Origin of the sequence: Ectopseudomonas khazarica (assembly GCF_017915135.1) — a bacterium.
GTDB lineage: Bacteria > Pseudomonadota > Gammaproteobacteria > Pseudomonadales > Pseudomonadaceae > Aquipseudomonas > Aquipseudomonas khazarica.
Genome location: NZ_CP068551.1, coordinates 4,009,430 through 4,027,122, shown reverse-complemented (window position 1 = coordinate 4,027,122; position 17,693 = coordinate 4,009,430). Strand labels below are relative to the sequence as shown.

The 17,693-nt window shown below is 64.6% G+C and carries 20 protein-coding genes; 15 read left to right on the top strand and 5 right to left on the bottom strand.

The genetic code is table 11. The features are described 5' to 3' along the window. Positions 1 to 55: 55 nt before the first annotated feature. Both tadA and JLK41_RS18975 read left to right on the top strand, forming a co-directional pair. Positions 56 to 532 (top strand): tRNA adenosine(34) deaminase TadA, encoded by a 477-nt coding sequence (gene tadA / locus JLK41_RS18980; RefSeq protein ID WP_037049474.1) that lies wholly within the window; start codon positions 56 to 58, stop codon positions 530 to 532. A gap of 21 nt (positions 533 to 553) precedes the next feature. Further along, positions 554 to 1,021 carry a hypothetical protein gene (locus JLK41_RS18975; RefSeq protein WP_179554774.1) on the top strand — a complete coding sequence of 156 codons (468 nt, stop codon included), beginning with the start codon at positions 554 to 556 and terminating at the stop codon, positions 1,019 to 1,021. A gap of 4 nt (positions 1,022 to 1,025) precedes the next feature. Here the strand turns inward: JLK41_RS18975 and mltF are convergent, their stop codons facing one another. Further along, entirely contained in the window at positions 1,026 to 2,492 is a 1,467-nt protein-coding gene (gene mltF / locus JLK41_RS18970; protein WP_037049469.1) for a membrane-bound lytic murein transglycosylase MltF, read from the bottom strand. Between the two features lie 167 nt (positions 2,493 to 2,659). Here mltF and purL point away from each other — a divergent pair, with 167 nt between their 5' ends. From purL to JLK41_RS18955, 3 genes are all read left to right on the top strand, one after another. Continuing rightward, the gene (gene purL, locus JLK41_RS18965; protein ID WP_150606119.1) at positions 2,660 to 6,556 is read left to right on the top strand and encodes a phosphoribosylformylglycinamidine synthase; all 3,897 of its coding nucleotides are present in this window, start codon (positions 2,660 to 2,662) and stop codon (positions 6,554 to 6,556) included. Positions 6,557 to 6,698: 142 nt separating this feature from the next. Further along, entirely contained in the window at positions 6,699 to 6,968 is a 270-nt protein-coding gene (locus JLK41_RS18960; RefSeq protein ID WP_047589961.1) for a CDGSH iron-sulfur domain-containing protein, read from the top strand. Positions 6,969 to 7,123: 155 nt separating this feature from the next. Then, a complete protein-coding gene (locus tag JLK41_RS18955; RefSeq protein ID WP_047589958.1) occupies positions 7,124 to 7,441 on the top strand; it encodes a YqfO family protein in 318 nt (105 codons plus the stop codon). A 36-nt stretch (positions 7,442 to 7,477) separates the two neighbouring features. Here the strand turns inward: JLK41_RS18955 and JLK41_RS18950 are convergent, their stop codons facing one another. Both JLK41_RS18950 and JLK41_RS18945 read right to left on the bottom strand, forming a co-directional pair. Then, positions 7,478 to 7,981 carry a L,D-transpeptidase family protein gene (locus JLK41_RS18950; protein WP_210389591.1) on the bottom strand — a complete coding sequence of 168 codons (504 nt, stop codon included), beginning with the start codon at positions 7,979 to 7,981 and terminating at the stop codon, positions 7,478 to 7,480. Between the two features lie 18 nt (positions 7,982 to 7,999). Beyond that, on the bottom strand, positions 8,000 to 8,554 hold the full coding sequence (locus JLK41_RS18945) for an NUDIX hydrolase (RefSeq protein ID WP_037049459.1): 555 nt from the start codon (positions 8,552 to 8,554) through the stop codon (positions 8,000 to 8,002). 148 nt (positions 8,555 to 8,702) lie between these two features. Here JLK41_RS18945 and JLK41_RS18940 point away from each other — a divergent pair, with 148 nt between their 5' ends. The 5 genes from JLK41_RS18940 to JLK41_RS18920 are packed head-to-tail and all read left to right on the top strand — an operon-like array spanning position 8,703 to position 11,966. Further along, positions 8,703 to 9,305 (top strand): CoA pyrophosphatase, encoded by a 603-nt coding sequence (locus JLK41_RS18940; protein WP_037049712.1) that lies wholly within the window; start codon positions 8,703 to 8,705, stop codon positions 9,303 to 9,305. 12 nt (positions 9,306 to 9,317) lie between these two features. Then, positions 9,318 to 9,842: a gamma carbonic anhydrase family protein gene (locus tag JLK41_RS18935; protein WP_210389590.1), complete on the top strand. Its 525-nt coding sequence runs from the start codon at positions 9,318 to 9,320 to the stop codon at positions 9,840 to 9,842. After that, on the top strand, positions 9,835 to 10,032 hold the full coding sequence (locus JLK41_RS18930; RefSeq protein ID WP_037049454.1) for a DUF1289 domain-containing protein: 198 nt from the start codon (positions 9,835 to 9,837) through the stop codon (positions 10,030 to 10,032). The genes JLK41_RS18935 and JLK41_RS18930 overlap by 8 nt, the downstream gene beginning before the upstream one ends. A gap of 21 nt (positions 10,033 to 10,053) precedes the next feature. Further along, positions 10,054 to 11,235: a formate-dependent phosphoribosylglycinamide formyltransferase gene (gene purT / locus JLK41_RS18925; RefSeq protein ID WP_210389589.1), complete on the top strand. Its 1,182-nt coding sequence runs from the start codon at positions 10,054 to 10,056 to the stop codon at positions 11,233 to 11,235. Beyond that, a complete protein-coding gene (locus JLK41_RS18920; RefSeq protein WP_210389588.1) occupies positions 11,232 to 11,966 on the top strand; it encodes an SGNH/GDSL hydrolase family protein in 735 nt (244 codons plus the stop codon). Before purT ends, JLK41_RS18920 begins: the two co-directional genes overlap by 4 nt. On the opposite strand, the gene JLK41_RS18915 is transcribed toward JLK41_RS18920, so the two are convergent. Both JLK41_RS18915 and JLK41_RS18910 read right to left on the bottom strand, forming a co-directional pair. Beyond that, positions 11,938 to 13,224 (bottom strand): HlyC/CorC family transporter, encoded by a 1,287-nt coding sequence (locus tag JLK41_RS18915; protein ID WP_037049445.1) that lies wholly within the window; start codon positions 13,222 to 13,224, stop codon positions 11,938 to 11,940. The two genes, JLK41_RS18920 and JLK41_RS18915, sit on opposite strands and share 29 nt — an antisense overlap. Before the next feature lie 10 nt (positions 13,225 to 13,234). Next, the gene (locus JLK41_RS18910; RefSeq protein ID WP_037049443.1) at positions 13,235 to 14,035 is read right to left on the bottom strand and encodes a cytochrome C assembly family protein; all 801 of its coding nucleotides are present in this window, start codon (positions 14,033 to 14,035) and stop codon (positions 13,235 to 13,237) included. Between the two features lie 158 nt (positions 14,036 to 14,193). Here JLK41_RS18910 and ffh point away from each other — a divergent pair, with 158 nt between their 5' ends. The 5 genes from ffh (at position 14,194) to rplS (ending at position 17,650) form a co-directional block, all read left to right on the top strand. Beyond that, positions 14,194 to 15,570, top strand: coding sequence for a signal recognition particle protein (ffh, locus tag JLK41_RS18905; RefSeq protein ID WP_037049441.1), 1,377 nt, complete (start codon positions 14,194 to 14,196; stop codon positions 15,568 to 15,570). A 141-nt stretch (positions 15,571 to 15,711) separates the two neighbouring features. Beyond that, positions 15,712 to 15,963, top strand: a complete 252-nt coding sequence (gene rpsP / locus JLK41_RS18900) for a 30S ribosomal protein S16 (protein WP_003246162.1) — start codon at positions 15,712 to 15,714, stop codon at positions 15,961 to 15,963. An 8-nt stretch (positions 15,964 to 15,971) separates the two neighbouring features. After that, positions 15,972 to 16,508, top strand: coding sequence for a ribosome maturation factor RimM (rimM, locus tag JLK41_RS18895; protein WP_037049438.1), 537 nt, complete (start codon positions 15,972 to 15,974; stop codon positions 16,506 to 16,508). Positions 16,509 to 16,513: 5 nt separating this feature from the next. Continuing rightward, positions 16,514 to 17,257, top strand: a complete 744-nt coding sequence (gene trmD, locus JLK41_RS18890) for a tRNA (guanosine(37)-N1)-methyltransferase TrmD (protein ID WP_037049436.1) — start codon at positions 16,514 to 16,516, stop codon at positions 17,255 to 17,257. A 42-nt stretch (positions 17,258 to 17,299) separates the two neighbouring features. Continuing rightward, entirely contained in the window at positions 17,300 to 17,650 is a 351-nt protein-coding gene (gene rplS / locus JLK41_RS18885) for a 50S ribosomal protein L19 (RefSeq protein ID WP_003246155.1), read from the top strand. Positions 17,651 to 17,693: the final 43 nt, after the last annotated feature.

Sequence of the window (17,693 nt, the reverse complement as noted above, 5' to 3'; positions counted from 1 at the left end):
GTGGGCGCCGTTTTCAGGCCGGCCTCGGTGGCCGGCCACCCTACGGATTGATGCAATGAAGCGACCGCAGATCATCGACCGCTCGCGCGACGAGCACTTCATGCGCCTGGCGCTCGACCAGGCACGCCTGGGCGCGGAGCAGGGCGAGGTGCCGGTCGGTGCGGTGCTGGTGCAGGACGGCGAGGTGGTGGGGCAGGGCTACAACTGCCCGATCCTGCGCCACGATCCCAGTGCCCATGCCGAGATGGTGGCGATCCGCGCTGCCGCGCTGTCGGTGCAGAACTATCGGCTGCCGGGCAGCACCTTGTACGTCACGCTGGAGCCCTGCAGTATGTGCGCCGGTCTGATCGTGCACGCCCGGATCGCGCGGGTGGTATTCGCCGCCAGCGAGCCGCGTGCAGGGGTGGCGATCAGTCAGGGGCAGTTCTTCGACCAGGGCTTTCTCAATCATCGCGTACTGGTTGAGGGCGGTCTGCTGGCCGACGAGAGCGGGGCGCTGCTGAAACAATTCTTCAAGGCTCGGCGTGGCTGAGCATCGTCACAGGACATCATCATGAACAAAGGGATATTGGGTCTGCTGGCACTGTTGGCGTTGCCGGTGGAGGCCGAGGAGCAGGAGGTGTACCTGCTGGCCACGGTGCAGCTGGGCGGCTCCAATCTGGCGCAGAGCATCTTCCTGCACGAGCCGCAGATCACCACGCTCGAGGATTGCCAGGAGGCCGTGCGGGTCGGTCAGCGTGACCGCGACTGGCAGCGTTATCACCACATCTTCATGCGCGACCGTTTCCAGGGCTTCACCGGCCACCTGGATTACCGCTGCGTGTTCAGTGCCCAGCGCTTCAGTGGCTGGAACGACCGGGCACGGTACAACCAGCCCTACCTGATCAGCATCGACGAGCAGGCCAATCTGCAGGTCGAGCGCATGTCGAGCCAGGCTCAGTGCGCCACGCGTCTGAAGGGGCTGTCACAGGCGCAGCGAGCGATCAGTCGCTGCTCGGTGGGCAACCAGAACCTGCTGTAAGGGCTTACAGCGGCGGGGTTTCTTCTTCGGGCTTGCGTTTGTCGATGCCCGGCACATGGACGCCACTCTCGGCGACCTGCGTGCCTTCCAGCTGCGGCTGGGTCACCCAGGTGAGGATGTCGTAATAGCGGCGGATGTTGCGCACGAAGTGCACTGGCTCACCGCCACGGGCATAGCCGTAGCGCGTCTTGCTGTACCACTGCTTCTGCGCCAGGCGCGGCAGGATCTTCTGCACATCGGCCCACTTGTTCGGGTCCAGGCCTTCGGCTTCGGTCAGTTTGCGCGCATCTTCCAGGTGACCGCCGCCGACGTTGTAGGCTGCCAGGGCGAACCAGGTGCGGTCCGGCTCGGCGATGCCTTCCGGCAGTTGCTGATGAACCTGGATGAAGTAGCGGGCGCCGCCATCGATGCTCTGCTTGGGGTCGAGCCGGTTGGAGACGCCTACCGACTGCGCGGTGCGCTGGGTGAGCATCATCAGGCCGCGCACGCCGGTCTTGGAGGTGGCATTGGGTTGCCACAGCGATTCCTGGTAGCCCATCGCGGCCAGCAGGCGCCAGTCGATCTGGTTGGCCTGGCCGGCCTGGCGGAACATCTTCTCGTAGCGCGGCAGGCGCTTCTGCAGGTGCTGGGCGAAGGTGTAGGCGCCCACGTAGCCGAGCACGTCGACATGGCCGTAGTAGCGTTCCTTCAGGCGCTGCAGGGTGCCGTTGGCCTGGGCGCGCTCGAGGAAGGCGTCGATCTCCAGCAGCAGGCTCTCGTCGTCACCAGCGGCCACGGCCCAGCGCATGGTGTTGGTGTCGTCCAGGTCGAACGCGACGCGTACGTTGGGGAAGTACACCTGGTTCATTGCCAGCTCGTTGGAGTCGACCAGGGTCAGGTCGATCTGCCCTTCGTCGACCATGCGCAGCAGGTCGACCACCTCGACGGCGTCGGAGACTTCGAACTTGAGTTCGGGGAGCTGCTGTTTCAGGGCTTCCAGCTGCTCGGCATGGCTGCTGCCGGCCAGCACCAGAATGCGCTTGCCGACCAGGTCTTCCGGCTTGGTCGGGCGAGACTCGCCGTTGCGGTAGATGACCTGCGGCGTGACTTCCAGATAAGGGATGGAGAAGCGTGCCTGGCGCTGACGCTGCGGCGTATCCACCAGGCCGGCTGCCGCCATCACCGGGCCGTCGGGGCGGGCGAGGCTGGAGAACAGGCTGTCGAGATTGTCTGCCGTCTCGATCTTCAGTTCGAGGCCGAGGTCGGCGGCGAAACGCTTGGCCAGTTCGTACTCGAAACCGGTAGCGCCGTTGCGGTCCTGGAAGTAGGTGGCGGGGCTGTTACGAGTGACCACGCGCAGCTCACCCTCCGCCTTTACCTGCTCGAGTACGCTGGGCTTGGGGTCTTCGCCACAGCCAGTGAGCATCAGGAGGGTTCCAATCGCCAACAGCCCTGTGGCGCAACGCATGCGTATCGCAGGTCGTGCAAACATCGGCGCAGTATACGCAAAGCATCGTCGCTGCCATATCTCGACAGCGACGCGCTTCTCTGCTAGCGATCGCCCGTCTCGAAAGCGCCCGGCACGGGTGCTGTGAACGCGGCTTTAGGCTAGAATGCACGGCCTCTAAGCACACCCCTTCTCCAGAGGCTGTACCGACGATGTTGATCCTGCGCGGCGCTCCCGCCCTTTCCGCTTTCCGCCATGGCAAATTGCTCGAGCAACTGACCAGCAAGGTGCCGGCCGTGACCGGGCTGTACGCCGAGTTCGCGCATTTCGCCGATGTCACCGGCGTACTCAACACCGATGAAGAACAGGTGCTGGCGCGCCTGCTCAAGTACGGCCCGAGCGTCGCTGTGCAGGAACCCAGCGGCAAGCTGTTCCTGACCATTCCGCGTTTCGGCACCATCTCGCCCTGGTCGAGCAAGGCCAGCGATATCGCCCGCAACTGTGGCCTGGCCAAGATCCAGCGCCTGGAGCGCGGCATCGCCTATTACGTCAGCGGTGAACTGAGCGAGGCCGATAGCGCTGCCGTCGCCGCGCTGCTGCATGACCGCATGACCCAGCTGGTGCTGAGCACCCTCGAGGACGCTGCGGCACTGTTCAGCCATGCCCAGCCCAAGCCGCTGACCGCCGTGGACATCCTCGGTGGTGGCCGGGCGGCGCTGGAGCAGGCCAACCAGGACCTCGGTCTGGCACTGGCCGAGGACGAGATCGACTACCTGGTCAAGAGCTTCAACGACCTGGGGCGCAACCCGCACGACATCGAACTGATGATGTTCGCCCAGGCCAACTCCGAGCACTGCCGCCACAAGATCTTCAATGCCAGCTGGGACATCGACGGCGAGAGCCAGGACAAGTCGCTGTTCGGCATGATCAAGAACACCTACCAGATGCACAGCGACGGCGTGCTGTCCGCCTACAAGGACAACGCCTCGGTCATCGAAGGCTTCAGCGCCGGGCGCTTCTTCCCCAATCCGGAAAGCCGCCAGTACGGCGCGGTGCAGGAGCCGGTGCACATCCTGATGAAGGTGGAGACGCACAACCACCCGACCGCCATCGCGCCGTTCCCAGGCGCCTCCACCGGCTCCGGTGGCGAGATCCGCGACGAAGGCGCGACCGGTCGTGGCGCCAAGCCCAAGGCGGGCCTGACCGGTTTCTCGGTGTCCAACCTGAACATCCCCGATTTCCTCCAGCCCTGGGAAAAGCCGTACGGCAAGCCCGAGCGCATCGTCAGCGCGCTGGACATCATGATCGAAGGCCCGCTCGGCGGCGCCGCGTTCAACAACGAATTCGGCCGTCCGGCGCTCAATGGCTACTTCCGTACCTTCGAGCAGGCGGTCGGCAGCCCGCGTGGCGAGGAAGTGCGCGGCTACCACAAGCCGATCATGCTCGCTGGCGGCCTCGGCAACATCCGTGAGAACCATGTGCAGAAGGGCGAGATCTCGGTCGGCGCCAAGCTGATCGTGCTCGGTGGCCCGGCCATGCTCATCGGCCTGGGTGGTGGCGCCGCGTCGTCGATGGCCACCGGCGCCAGCTCGGCCGACCTGGACTTCGCCTCGGTGCAGCGCGAGAACCCGGAAATGGAACGCCGCTGCCAGGAGGTCATCGACCGCTGCTGGCAACTGGGCGAAGCCAACCCGATCAAGTTCATCCACGACGTCGGCGCCGGTGGTATCTCCAACGCCCTGCCGGAACTGATCAACGATGGCGGCCGTGGCGGTCGCTTCGAGCTGCGCAAGGTGCCCAACGACGAGCCGGGCATGGCCCCGCACGAGATCTGGTGCAACGAGTCGCAGGAACGCTACGTGATGAGCGTGGATGCTGCCGACTTCGAGCGCTTCCAGGCCATCTGTGAACGCGAGCGCTGCCCGTTCGCCGTGGTCGGCGAGGCCACGGCCGAACCGCACCTGACCGTGACCGACAGCCATTTCAGCAACACCCCGGTGGACATGCCGCTGGAAGTGCTGCTGGGCAAGCCGCCGCGCATGCACCGCAGCGTGCAGCGTGAAGCCGAGCAGGGTGACGACTTCGCCGCCAGCGCAGTGGCCATCGATGACGCCATCGAGCGCGTGCTGCGCCACCCGGCCGTGGCCAGCAAGAGCTTCCTGATCACCATCGGCGACCGCAGCATCACCGGCCTCGTCGCGCGCGACCAGATGGTCGGCCCGTGGCAGGTGCCGGTGGCCGATTGCGCCGTCACCGCCACCAGCTTCGACGTCTACACCGGTGAAGCCATGGCTATGGGCGAGCGCACGCCGCTGGCTCTGCTCGATGCCCCGGCTTCCGGGCGCATGGCAGTCGGTGAAACCATCACCAACCTGGCGGCTGCGCGAATCGGCAAGCTGTCCGACATCAAACTGTCGGCCAACTGGATGGCCGCAGCCGGCCACCCGGGCGAAGACGCGCGTCTGTACGACACCGTCAAGGCCGTCGGCATGGAGCTGTGCCCGGCACTGGGTATCACCATCCCGGTGGGCAAGGACTCCATGTCGATGAAGACCCGCTGGCAGGACGAGGGCGTCGACAAGAGTGTCACCGCGCCGCTGTCGCTGGTCATCTCCGGCTTCGCGCCGGTGCAGGACATCCGCCAGACCCTGACCCCGCAACTGCGCATGGACAAGGGCGAAACCGATCTGATCCTGATCGATCTGGGCCGTGGCCAGAACCGCATGGGCGCGTCGATCCTGGCGCAGGTCTATGCGCAGATCGGCCAGCAGGCACCGGACCTCGACGACGCCGAAGACCTCAAGGCCTTCTTCGCCGTGATCCAGGGCCTGAATGCCGACGGCCACCTGCTGGCCTACCACGATCGCTCCGACGGCGGCCTGCTGACCACCGTGCTGGAAATGGCCTTCGCCGGTCATTGCGGGCTGTCGCTGAACCTCGACGCACTGGCGGACGATGCCTCCGAGCTGCCGGCGGTGCTGTTCAACGAAGAGTTGGGCGCGGTGATCCAGGTGCGCCAGGACGCCACTCCGGAAGTGCTGGCGCAGTTCAGCGCCGCAGGCCTGGATGACTGCGTGGCGGTGATCGGCCAGGCGGTGAACAACGGCGACGTCAACATCAGCTTCAACGGCGAGTCGGTGTTCGCCGGCGAGCGTCGTCTGCTGCAGCGTCAGTGGGCGGAAACCAGCTATCGCATCCAGCGCCTGCGCGACAACGCCCAGGGTGCCGACCAGGAATTCGACCTGCTGCTGGAAGAAGACAACCCCGGTCTGTCGGTCAAGCTCGGCTTCGACGTCAACCAGGACATCGCCGCGCCCTACATCAAGAAGGGCGTGCGTCCGCAAGTGGCGATCCTGCGCGAGCAGGGCGTCAATGGCCAGGTGGAAATGGCCGCCGCGTTCGACCGCGCCGGTTTCTCGGCCATCGACGTGCACATGAGCGATATCCTCGCCGGTCGTGTCAGCCTGGAAGAATTCAAGGGCCTGGTGGCCTGTGGTGGCTTCTCCTACGGTGACGTGCTCGGCGCCGGTGAGGGCTGGGCCAAGTCGGTGCTGTTCAATGCCCGCGCCCGCGATGCCTTCCAGGGCTTCTTCGAGCGTCGCGACAGCTTCGCCCTCGGCGTGTGCAACGGCTGCCAGATGATGAGCAACCTGCACGAGCTGATTCCGGGCACCGAGTTCTGGCCGCACTTCGTGCGCAACCGCTCCGAGCAGTTCGAGGCGCGCGTGGCCATGGTCCAGGTGCAGGAGTCGGCGTCGATCTTCCTGCAGGGCATGGCCGGTTCGCGCATGCCGATCGCCATCGCCCACGGCGAGGGCCATGCCGAGTTCGAAAGCGAAGAGGCGCTGCTGGAGGCGGACCTGTCCGGCACCGTGGCCCTGCGTTACGTCGACAACCATGGCAAGGTCACCGAAGCCTACCCGGCCAACCCCAACGGTTCGCCGCGTGGCATCACCGGCCTGACCAGTCGTGACGGCCGCGTGACCATCATGATGCCGCACCCGGAGCGGGTGTTCCGCGCCGTGCAGAACTCCTGGCGCCCGGATGAGTGGCAGGAAGACGGCGGCTGGATGCGCATGTTCCGCAACGCCCGCGTCTGGGTGGACTGACAGCGGCCGCCTAGCGGCCCTCTGCCGACCCTCTCCCGTCATCGGGAGAGGGGCCGGCCCTGGCGTTCGTAGCCCGGATGCAATCCGGGAAAGCCTGTGGCATACCTTCCCTGGATTTCATCCGACTACGCAGGCCTTGTGCATGGCCGATGATCCTCTGCCCATCCTCCCCGAAGTTCGCCTGGTCAGCCCCGGTGAAGCCCATCGCCTGTGCCGCTGCGGCCAGTCTGCGCAGTTGCCGGACTGCCACGCCGGTTGCCCGCAATCCCTGATCCTGCGTCCCGAGCGCGAGCAGCGACTGTTGCTCTGCCGCTGCGGACGCTCACGGAGCATGCCTCATTGCGATGGCAGCCACAGCCCGCCGGCACCCAGCCTGGCCGACAAGTGGCGGCGTTTTTTCGCCGGCAGCTGAGAACGTCGCGCCGATCATTCGAGTCGAACGCAGCGAATCGTTTCCCGCCTCGGGCGGATTTGTGCGGGCGACCGCAAGACAAAGTTATGGCGAAATGACACTATATTGGCGTCATGACTTGTCTGCTGTTCGGTTGCCCATCTGCGGAGAACTTGATGTACAAACTGTGTTTCTACGTGCCGGAAGCTCATCTGGAACCGGTGAAAAAAGCGGTGTTCGCTGCCGGGGGCGGGCGTATCGGCCTCTATGACAGTTGCTGCTGGCAGGTGCTCGGCCAGGGCCAGTTTCGCGCTCTGGAGGGCAGTCAGCCGTTCCTGGGGCAGGTCGGCGAGATCGAACAGGTTGCCGAGTGGAAGGTGGAGATGGTCGTCGCGGACGAGCTGATCCACGATGCGGTCAAGGCCCTGAAAAAACACCACCCATACGAGACGCCGGCCTTCGACGTCTGGCGACTGTCCGATCTGCAGTTCTGAAAAAGGCGCCGATGGCGCCTTTTTCGTGGCGTGACCTCAGGGGCGAATCTCGATCAACGTCCCGTCCTTGACCAGGCTCCACACCTCGCGCATGTCGTCGTTCTTCATGGCGATGCAGCCCTCGGTCCAGTCGAGGGTGTGGAAGAACCACTCGGGGTACTCCTCGTCCAGCGGCGTGCCGTGGATCATGATCATGCCGCCCGGTGGCACACCGGCGTTCTTCGCGTGTGCCAGGTCACGGGCATTGGGGTAGGAGATGTGCAGCGACAACTGGTACTTGTCGCTCGGCTTGCGCCAGTCGATCCAGTAGAAGCCTTCCGGCGTGCGCAGGTCGCCCTCGCGCTGCTTGGCGCCGGTGGGCTGCTTGCCCAGGGAAATGCGGTAGGACTTGATGGTCTCGCCGCGCTGCTGCAGGTGCAGCTGGCGCTCGGACTTGAGGATGAGCACCTTGTCGACGGTGCGCGTGCCGCTCGCCGGCGTGGTGCTGGCGAAGGCATTGAGGCTGAGGGTCAGGCAAAGCAGGAGCAGCAACCAGCGCATCGGGATCGTCCGCAAGGGTCAACGGGGTGTGTAGTGGGCGCGCAGCGCTTCGAGGGGTTCGTTGCGTACCGGAAAGAGATTCTGCCGACGGTCGGCGAAGAAGCATTCTAAGGTACGGCCTATGGTGGGGAAAGCCAGCTCTGACCAGGGGATCTGCGCTTCGTCGAACAGGCGCACCTCCAGGCTTTCCTCGCCCACGGCGAAGTCGAGGTCGACCAGCTCCGCGCGAAACATCATGTACACCTGGCTGATGTGCGGCAGGTCGAAGAGGGTATAGAGACTGAGGTCGCGTACCCGTGCGCAGGCCTCTTCCAGGGTCTCGCGGGCCGCGGCCTGTTCGATGGTCTCGCCGTTCTCCATGAAACCGGCCGGCAGGGTCCAGTAGCCACGGCGCGGCTCGATGGCGCGCCGGCACAACAGGACCTGCTCGCCCCATACCGGCAGGCAGCCCGCGACGATGCGCGGGTTCTCGTAATGCACGGTGGTGCACTGGCTGCACACGTGGCGCATGCGGTTGTCGCCCGCTGGGATCATGCGGGTGACCGGGTTGCCGCACTGGCTGCAGAATTTCATGCCTGATCCTCGTTCATGGCCTTATCTTGGCGGTCCTGGTTCGGGCCGGCAAGCCCGCGATTCTGGCCGGCCAGCCCTTTCGTCGGGGTTGGGCGTGCGGCCGCTTTCATGCCATGATGCCGGGCAAAACAAGACTCCGAGTATGGCCATGCTGGACGAGTTGCTCCATCGCGTGCGCGATTATCGACCGCGCCCTCTGGAGGCCGGGCACAGCTTCCCCGAGGCGGCAGTGCTGGTCCCCATCACCCGTAGCGACGAACCTGAACTGGTGTTGACCCTGCGCGCCAGCGGCCTGTCGACCCACGGCGGTGAGGTCGCCTTCCCCGGTGGGCGTCGTGATCCGGAGGATCGTGACCTGGTGCATACCGCGCTGCGCGAAGCCGAGGAGGAGGTGGGGCTGCCACCGGGGCTCGTGGAGGTGCTCGGACCGCTCAGCCCGCTGGTGTCGCGCCACGGCATCCGCGTCACGCCCTATGTCGGGCTGGTGCCCGATTACGTCGAGTACAAGGCCAACGATGCGGAAATCGCCTCGGTGTTCTCCGTGCCGCTGGAGTTCTTCCGCAACGACCCGCGCGAAGTCACTCACCGTATCGATTACCTCGGGCAGAGCTGGTACGTGCCGTCCTACACCTATGACCAATATCGCATCTGGGGGCTGACGGCGATCATGGTCGTGGAGCTGGTCAACCTGCTCTACGACGCCGGGATCGCCCTGCACCAGCCGCCCGAACACTTCATACACCTGCGCTGAGGACTGACGAGCATGAAATATCGCCTGGGAGGCTCCCGTGTCGACGCCCATCCCGAAAGCTGGGTCGCGCCCAGCGCCGACCTGATCGGCAAGGTTCGTCTGGACGCGGGGGCCAGCGTCTGGTTCGGCGCCGTGCTGCGTGGCGACAACGAGCTGATCCACATCGGTGAGAACAGCAACGTGCAGGATGGCACCGTCATGCACACCGACATGGGCTTTCCGCTGACCCTGGGCAAGGGCGTCACCGTGGGCCACAACGTGATGATGCACGGCTGCACGGTGGACGATTGCAGCCTGATCGGCATCAATGCGGTCATCCTCAACGGCGCGAAGATTGGCAAGAACTGCATCATCGGCGCCAACAGCCTGATTCCCGAGGGCAAGGTCATTCCCGATGGCAGTCTGGTCATGGGCAGTCCGGGCAAGGTGGTGCGTGAACTCACCGAGCAGCAGAAGAAGATGCTGGAGGCCAGTGCCGCCCATTACGTTCATAATGCCCAGCGCTATGCCCGAGAGCTGGTCGTTGACGATGAATGACGAGAAACCCGTGCGCTCTCCCTGCGTGCATGTCTGCGCGCTGGACGAGCAGGACATCTGCATCGGCTGTCAGCGCACGGCCGCCGAAATCACCCGCTGGGGCCGCATGGACAATGCCGAGCGCCGCGAGGTGCTGCAATGCTGCCTGGAGCGCGCCCGCGCTTCGGGCCATTTACTGATCCCCTCCTGATTCACTGTTCGAGGAACATTCATGCCCCGTATTGGAACCCCTCTATCGCCGAGTGCGACCCGTGTACTGCTCTGTGGTTGCGGTGAGCTCGGCAAGGAAGTGGTCATCGAACTGCAGCGTCTGGGTTGTGAAGTGATCGGTGTCGACCGCTACGCCAACGCCCCGGCGATGCAGGTCGCCCATCGCGCCCACGTGATCGACATGCTCGACGGTGCCGCCCTGCGTGCCGTGATCGAGAAGGAGCAACCGCACTACATCGTCCCGGAAATCGAGGCCATCGCCACCGCCACGCTGGTCGAGCTGGAGGCCGAGGGGTTCAACGTGGTGCCGACCGCGCGTGCGGCGCAACTGACCATGAACCGTGAAGGCATCCGTCGCCTGGCGGCCGAAGAACTGGGGCTGCCGACCTCGCCCTATCATTTCTCCGACACCTACGAGGGCTACGCTGCGGCGGTGAAGTCCGTCGGCTATCCCTGCGTGGTCAAGCCGATCATGAGTTCCTCCGGCAAGGGCCAGAGCGTGCTGCGCAGCGATGCCGATCTGCAGAAATCCTGGGACTACGCCCAGGAAGGCGGGCGTGCGGGCAAGGGCCGGGTGATCGTCGAGGGCTTCATCGATTTCGACTACGAGATCACCCTGCTCACCGTGCGTCATGCCGGTGGCACCAGCTTCTGCGCGCCGATCGGCCATCGCCAGGAGGGTGGTGACTATCAGGAGTCCTGGCAGCCGCAGCCGATGAGCCCGAAGGCACTGGCCGAGTCCGAGCGCGTGGCGCTGGCGGTGACCGAGGCGCTCGGTGGGCGTGGCCTGTTCGGCGTCGAGTTGTTCGTCAAGGGCGATCAGGTCTGGTTCAGCGAGGTGTCGCCGCGTCCGCACGACACCGGCCTGGTGACCCTGATCTCCCAGGAGTTGTCCGAGTTCGCCCTGCATGCACGGGCCATTCTCGGCCTGCCGATTCCGCTCATTCGCCAGATGGGGCCGTCGGCTTCGGCGGTGATCCTGGTCGAGGGCAGCTCGCAGCAGGCCAGCTTCGCCAACCTCGGTGCCGCCCTGAGCGAAGAGGACACGGCGCTGCGTCTGTTCGGCAAGCCCGAGGTCAAGGGGCAGCGCCGCATGGGCGTGGCGCTGGCCCGCGACGAGTCCATCGAAGCTGCCCGGGCCAAGGCCCTGCGCAGCGCGCAAGCGGTTCGCGTCCAGCTGTGAGCCGGCACGCGTTGTGGTGGCTGGCGACTCTGCCATTGCTGCCCATCGCGCTGCCGTTGGCCGTGCATACGCGGCGCACGGCCCTGCGACTGCCCGTGGCGCAGGGTGAACCTTGCGGACTGGCGGGCGCCGATCGGCCGGGTGAACCGCTACGCCTACTGCTGATCGGCGAGTCGACCGTGGCGGGCGTCGGTGTGCGGGGGCTCGATCAGGCGCTGGCAGGCTGCCTGGCTGCCGCGCTGGCCGAGCACCTCGGGCGACCGGTGCAGTGGCGTGCCTGTGGCGAGAACGGCATCACCGCGCGCCAGGCGTGTGAGCGCCTGTTGCCGCAGGCATTGGCCGAGCCGGCTGATCTGGTGCTGCTGGTCTTCGGGGTCAACGACACCACGCATCTCACTCCGGCCAGGCGCTGGCACCAGGCGCTGGTCGAGATGGCCGAGGCTTTCCGGGGGCAGGGCTGTCACGTGGCGTTCAGCGCCGTGCCGCCCCTGCGGCACTTCACGGCGTTGCCCTGGCTGTTGCGCCAGTTGATGGGCTGGCGGGCGAGTCTGCTGGACCGTGAGCTGCAAGCGCTGGCGCAGCGTTCTGGGGCGCTGCATTGCGCACTGGACCTGCCGTTCGAGGCGCGCTACCTGGCCGAGGATGGTTACCACCCTTCGGCATTGGGCTATCGGGTATGGGGCGAGGGCCTCGCCGGGCGACTCAGTCCGCTGCTGCAGCGTCCGTCTTGACCTTTTCCACCTGCCAGACACGCACGCTCTTCACGCGGTTTTCCGCCGCCTGGAGGATTTCCAGGCGGTAGGGGCCGATCTTCAGGCAGACGCTGCTGTCGGGGATGCTCTCCAGCGCTTCGGTGATCAGGCCGTTGAGGGTCTTGGGGCCGTCGCTGGGCAGGTGCCAGCCGAGGGTCTTGTTCACTTCGCGGATGTAGGCGGCGCCATCGATGACCAGGGTGCCGTCTTCCTGCGGGTGGATGTCCGGGCTGCGCAGGCTGTCCTGGTTGCTGAAGTCGCCGACGATCTCCTCGAGGATGTCTTCCAGAGTGACGATGCCGATCACGTCACCGTACTCGTCGACGACGATGCCGATGCGGCGTTTCTGCTTCTGGAAGTTGATCAGCTGGGTCGACAGCGGCGTGTTCTCCGGCACGAAGTAGGGTTCGTGGCAGGCCGCGAGCAGGGCCTCCTTGGTCAGCTGGTTGTGGCTCAGCAGGCGGGCGATCTGGCGCATGTGCACCACGCCCTCGATCTGGTTGATATCGCCGCGGAATACCGGCAGCCGGGTGTGCGGTGTGCTGCGCAGCTGGCCGACGATACTTTCCAGGTCGTCGTCGAGGTCGATGCCGGCAACTTCGTTGCGCGGGATCATGATGTCGTCGACCGTGACCCGCTCCAGATCGAGGATTCCTAGCAGCATGTTCTGGCGATTCTTCGGCAGCTCGGAACCGGATTCGCGCACCACGCTGCGCAGTTCCTCGGTGGACAGGCTGTCGCTGGCGCGCTGCGCCGGGTCGACGCCGAACAGGCGCAGCAGGCCGTTGCTGATCACGCCAGTCAGCCAGACCACGGGATAGAGCACGCGTTGCAGCAGGCTCAGTACGCGGCTGGCGGGGAAGGCCACCAGCTCGGGGCGCAGCGCCGCCAGGGTCTTGGGGGTGATCTCGCCAAAAATCAGCACGACGATGGTCAGACCGGCCGTCGCGATGGCGATCCCGGCTTCGCCCCACATGTCCACGGCCAGTACGGTGGCGATGGAGGCGGCGAGGATGTTCACCACGTTGTTGCCGACCAGGATGGTGCCGAGCATGCGGTCGGGCCGGTCGAGCAGGCGGGTGACACGGCGGGCGCCACTGTGTCCTTCCTTGGCCAGGTGCTTGAGCCGGTAGCGGTTGAGGCTGAGCATGCCGGTCTCGGAGCTGGAGAAGAACGCCGAGCAGAGGATGAGGAAAATCAGCAGGCCGAGCAGATAGCTCGAATGAAGGTCGTCCACGACGGCTGCCTCAGATATGCAGGATGAATTCGCGTACCAGCTTGCTGCCGAAGTAGGCCAGCATCAGCAGGCAGAACCCTGCGAGGGTCCAGCGAATGGCCTTGTGGCCGCGCCAGCCGAGCTGGTGGCGACCCCAGAGCAGAACGGCGAACACCACCCAGGCGAAGCAGGACAGGATGGTCTTGTGCGCCAGGTGCTGGGCGAACAGGTCGTCGATGTACAGCGCGCCGGACAGCAGCGACAGCGACAGCAGCAGCCAGCCCGCGAAGAGGAAGCCGAACAGCAGGCTCTCCATGGTCTGCAGCGGCGGGAAGTTGCGGATGAGCCCAGATGGATGCTTGTGCTTGAGCTGATAGTCCTGCAGCAGCAGCAGGACCGACTGGAACACGGCGATGGTCAGCATGCCGTAGGCCAGGATCGAGAACAGGATGTGGGCGAGGATGCCGGGGTGTTCGTCGATCGGGTTGATGGTGCCGCTGGGAATGAATTCCGCCGCCAGCACCGTCAGGGTGCCGAGCGGAAACAGCAGCAACAGCAGGTTCTCCACCGGAATGCGGGCGCAGGCCAGGAGGATCAGGGCGATGACGGCGCAGGCGATGAGGCTGGCGGCGTTGAAGAAGTCCAGATTCAGGCCGTGGGCGTCATACAGCTGGAAGAACAGGCTGACGACATGCAGGCACAGGGCAAGCGTACCGAGCGCTACCAGCAGGCGTTTGTCCGGGATGCTGCGCTTGGTCAGGCGCAGCCCTTGATAAGCAGTGGCGCCGGCATAAAGGAAGGCGGCGGCAAGACTGGGCAACAGAGGGTGCATAAATCCGTGTAAGGCGAGCCCGAAAGGCGCTGAGTGTGGCACAGAAGGGTATCGGCACGAAAGACTGGCGGCGGTGTCGGCCGCTCGGCGACTTCGCTATAATCCGCCGCTTGTCGCACATCCGGTACGCCGGGTCGCACCCTATTCAAGGAACGCGCATGTTCGAAAATCTTACCGATCGCCTGTCCCAGACGCTGCGTAACGTCACGGGCAAGGCCAAGCTGACCGAAGACAACATCAAGGACACCCTGCGTGAAGTGCGCATGGCGCTGCTCGAGGCCGACGTGGCTTTGCCGGTGGTCAAGGAGTTCGTCGGCAAGGTCAAGGAGCGCGCCGTCGGCACCGAGGTGTCCAAGAGCCTGACCCCGGGCCAGGCCTTCGTGAAGATCGTCCGCGCCGAGCTGGAAGAGCTGATGGGCGCGGCCAACGAGGACCTGGCGCTGAATGCCGCGCCGCCTGCCGTGGTGCTGATGGCTGGTCTGCAGGGTGCGGGCAAGACCACCACCGCCGGCAAGCTGGCCAAGTTCCTCAAGGAGCGCAAGAAGAAGTCGGTGTTGCTGGTCTCTGCCGACGTCTATCGTCCGGCGGCGATCAAGCAGCTGGAAACCCTGGCTGGCGACCTCGACGTCACCTTCTTCCCCTCCGATGCCAGCCAGAAGCCGGTGGACATCGCCAACGCGGCGATCCGCGAGGCCAAGCTCAAGTTCATCGACGTGGTCATCCTCGATACCGCCGGTCGCCTGGCCGTCGACGCCGAGATGATGGCCGAGATCCAGGCGCTGCACGCGGCGGTCAAGCCGGTGGAGACGCTGTTCGTGGTCGATGCCATGACCGGCCAGGATGCCGCCAACACGGCCAAGGCGTTCAGCGACGCGCTGCCGCTGACAGGCGTGGTGCTGACCAAGGTCGACGGCGACGCCCGTGGCGGTGCCGCGCTGTCGGTGCGGCATATCACCGGCAAGCCGATCAAGTTCATCGGTATGGGCGAGAAGAGCGATGCGCTCGAGCCTTTCCACCCTGATCGTATTGCCTCGCGCATCCTCGGCATGGGCGACGTGCTCAGCCTCATCGAGCAGGCCGAGCAGACCCTCGACCGCGAGAAGGCCGAGAAGCTCACCAAGAAGCTGAAGAAGGGCAAGGGCTTCGATCTCGAAGACTTCCGCGACCAGCTGCAGCAGATGAAGAACATGGGCGGCCTTGGCGGCCTGATGGACAAGTTGCCGTCCATCGGCGGCGTCAACCTGTCGCAGATGGGCAACGCCCAGGGCGCGGCCGAGAAGCAGTTCAAGCAGATGGAGGCGATCATCAACTCGATGACGCCTGCCGAGCGACGTGACCCGGAGATGATCAGCGGTTCGCGCAAGCGCCGTATCGCGCAGGGTTCCGGCACCCAGGTGCAGGACATCGGGCGTCTGATCAAGCAGCACAAGCAGATGCAGAAGATGATGAAGAAATTCACCGCCAAGGGCGGCATGGCCAAGATGATGCGCGGCATGGGCGGCATGTTGCCCGGCGGCGGCATGCCGAAATTCTGATCTCTGCAGCCCGGTCGATGGCCGGCTGGAAAAAGAGATTTGCAAACCGCCGCATAATCCTTAAAATATGCGGCCTTTCGGGCCCAGGCCCATTTTTAATGTGTGCCTCAAGTTAGCACCGACTATAGGAACGATGTTCACATGGTAACCATCCGTCTTGCTCGTGGCGGCTCCAAAAAGCGCCCCTTCTACCACCTGACCGTGACCAACAGCCGCAATGCGCGCGATGGTCGTTTCGTTGAGCGTATCGGTTTCTTCAACCCGATCGCTGCCGGTGGCGAAGTGCGTCTGTCCGTCGACCAGGAGCGTGCGACCTACTGGCTGGGCCAGGGCGCTCAGCCGTCTGAGCGTGTTGCTCAGCTGCTCAAGGAAGCTGCCAAGGCTGCTGCCTAAGCATCTTTATGAGTACGACGCCGGCCGTCGCCGAGGACCTGATCGTTCTCGGCAAGATTGTCTCGGTGCACGGCGTCAGGGGTGAAGTGAAGGTGTACTCCTTTACCGATCCCATCGATAACGTGCTCGATTACCGAAACTGGACGCTCAAGCGTGACGGTGAGGTAAAGAAAGTGGAACTGGCCAGCGGCCGCCTGCAAGGCAAGGTGCTGGTAGCCAAGTTGAAGGGTCTGGATGATCGCGAAGTCGCGCGTAGCTACGCCGGTTTCGAGATCTGCGTGCCGCGTAGCGAGCTGCCGGATCTGGAGGAAGGTGAGTTCTACTGGTACCAGTTGCAGGGCTTGAAGGTCATCGATCAGGCAGGGCAGTTGCTCGGTGTGATCGACCACTTGTTTGAGACCGGTGCCAACGATGTGATGGTGGTCAAGGCCTGCGCGGGCAGCCTGGATGATCGCGAGCGGCTGTTGCCCTATACGGAGCAATGCGTGCTGTCGATCGACCTGGCCGCTGGCGAGATGCGGGTCGACTGGGATGCGGATTTCTAAGGCTCATGCGCGTAGAAGTCATCACGCTGTTCCCGGAGATGTTCGCCGCCATTGGCGAGTACGGCATCACCAGTCGTGCGGTGAGGCAGGAGCTGCTCAAGCTCAACTGCTGGAATCCGCGGGACTACACAACGGATCGCCACCATACGGTGGATGACCGTCCCTTCGGCGGTGGCCCGGGGATGGTGATGAAGATCAAGCCTCTCGAGGATGCCCTGGCCAGCGCCAGGCAAGCCGCGGGGGAGACGGCGAAGGTGATTTACCTGTCGCCGCAGGGGCGTCGTCTGAATCAGGCGGCGGTCCGCGAGCTGGCACAGGAGGATGCACTGATCCTGATCGCCGGTCGTTATGAAGGCATCGACGAGCGTTTCATCGAGACGCATGTCGATGAGGAATGGTCGATTGGCGACTACGTCCTGTCCGGCGGTGAGCTGCCGGCCATGGTGCTGATCGATGCGGTGACGCGCCTTTTGCCTGGTGCATTGGGTCATGCCGATTCGGCCGAGGAGGACTCCTTTACGGATGGCCTGCTCGACTGCCCGCACTACACCCGACCGGAGGTGTATGCGGATAAACGTGTTCCTGACGTGTTGCTTAGTGGCAACCACGAACACATCCGGCGCTGGCGTTTGCAGCAGTCCCTTGGTCGGACCTGGGAACGTCGCGCTGATCTTCTGGATAGCCGCTCGCTTTCTGGAGAAGAGAAGAAGCTGCTGGAGGAATACATCCGCCAGCGGGACGATAGTTAACGTATCGATGGCAGGCCGGGAGGCTTGTCTTAGGAGCGCAGCATGACCAACAAGATTATCCAGATGCTCGAAGCCGAGCAGATGAACAAAGAAATCCCGACTTTCGCACCGGGCGACACCGTTGTCGTGCAAGTGAAAGTGAAGGAAGGCGACCGTCAGCGTCTGCAGGCCTTCGAAGGCGTCGTTATCGCCAAGCGTAACCGTGGCCTGAACAGCGCTTTCACCGTGCGCAAGATCTCCAGCGGTGTAGGCGTCGAGCGTACCTTCCAGACCTACTCCCCGCTGGTCGACAGCCTGAGCGTCAAGCGTCGCGGTGACGTGCGCAAGGCCAAGCTGTACTACCTGCGCGACCTGTCCGGCAAAGCCGCGCGTATCAAGGAAAAGCTGTCCTAAGTTCGGACGCTTCTCTGAAAAAAGCAGCCCACGGGCTGCTTTT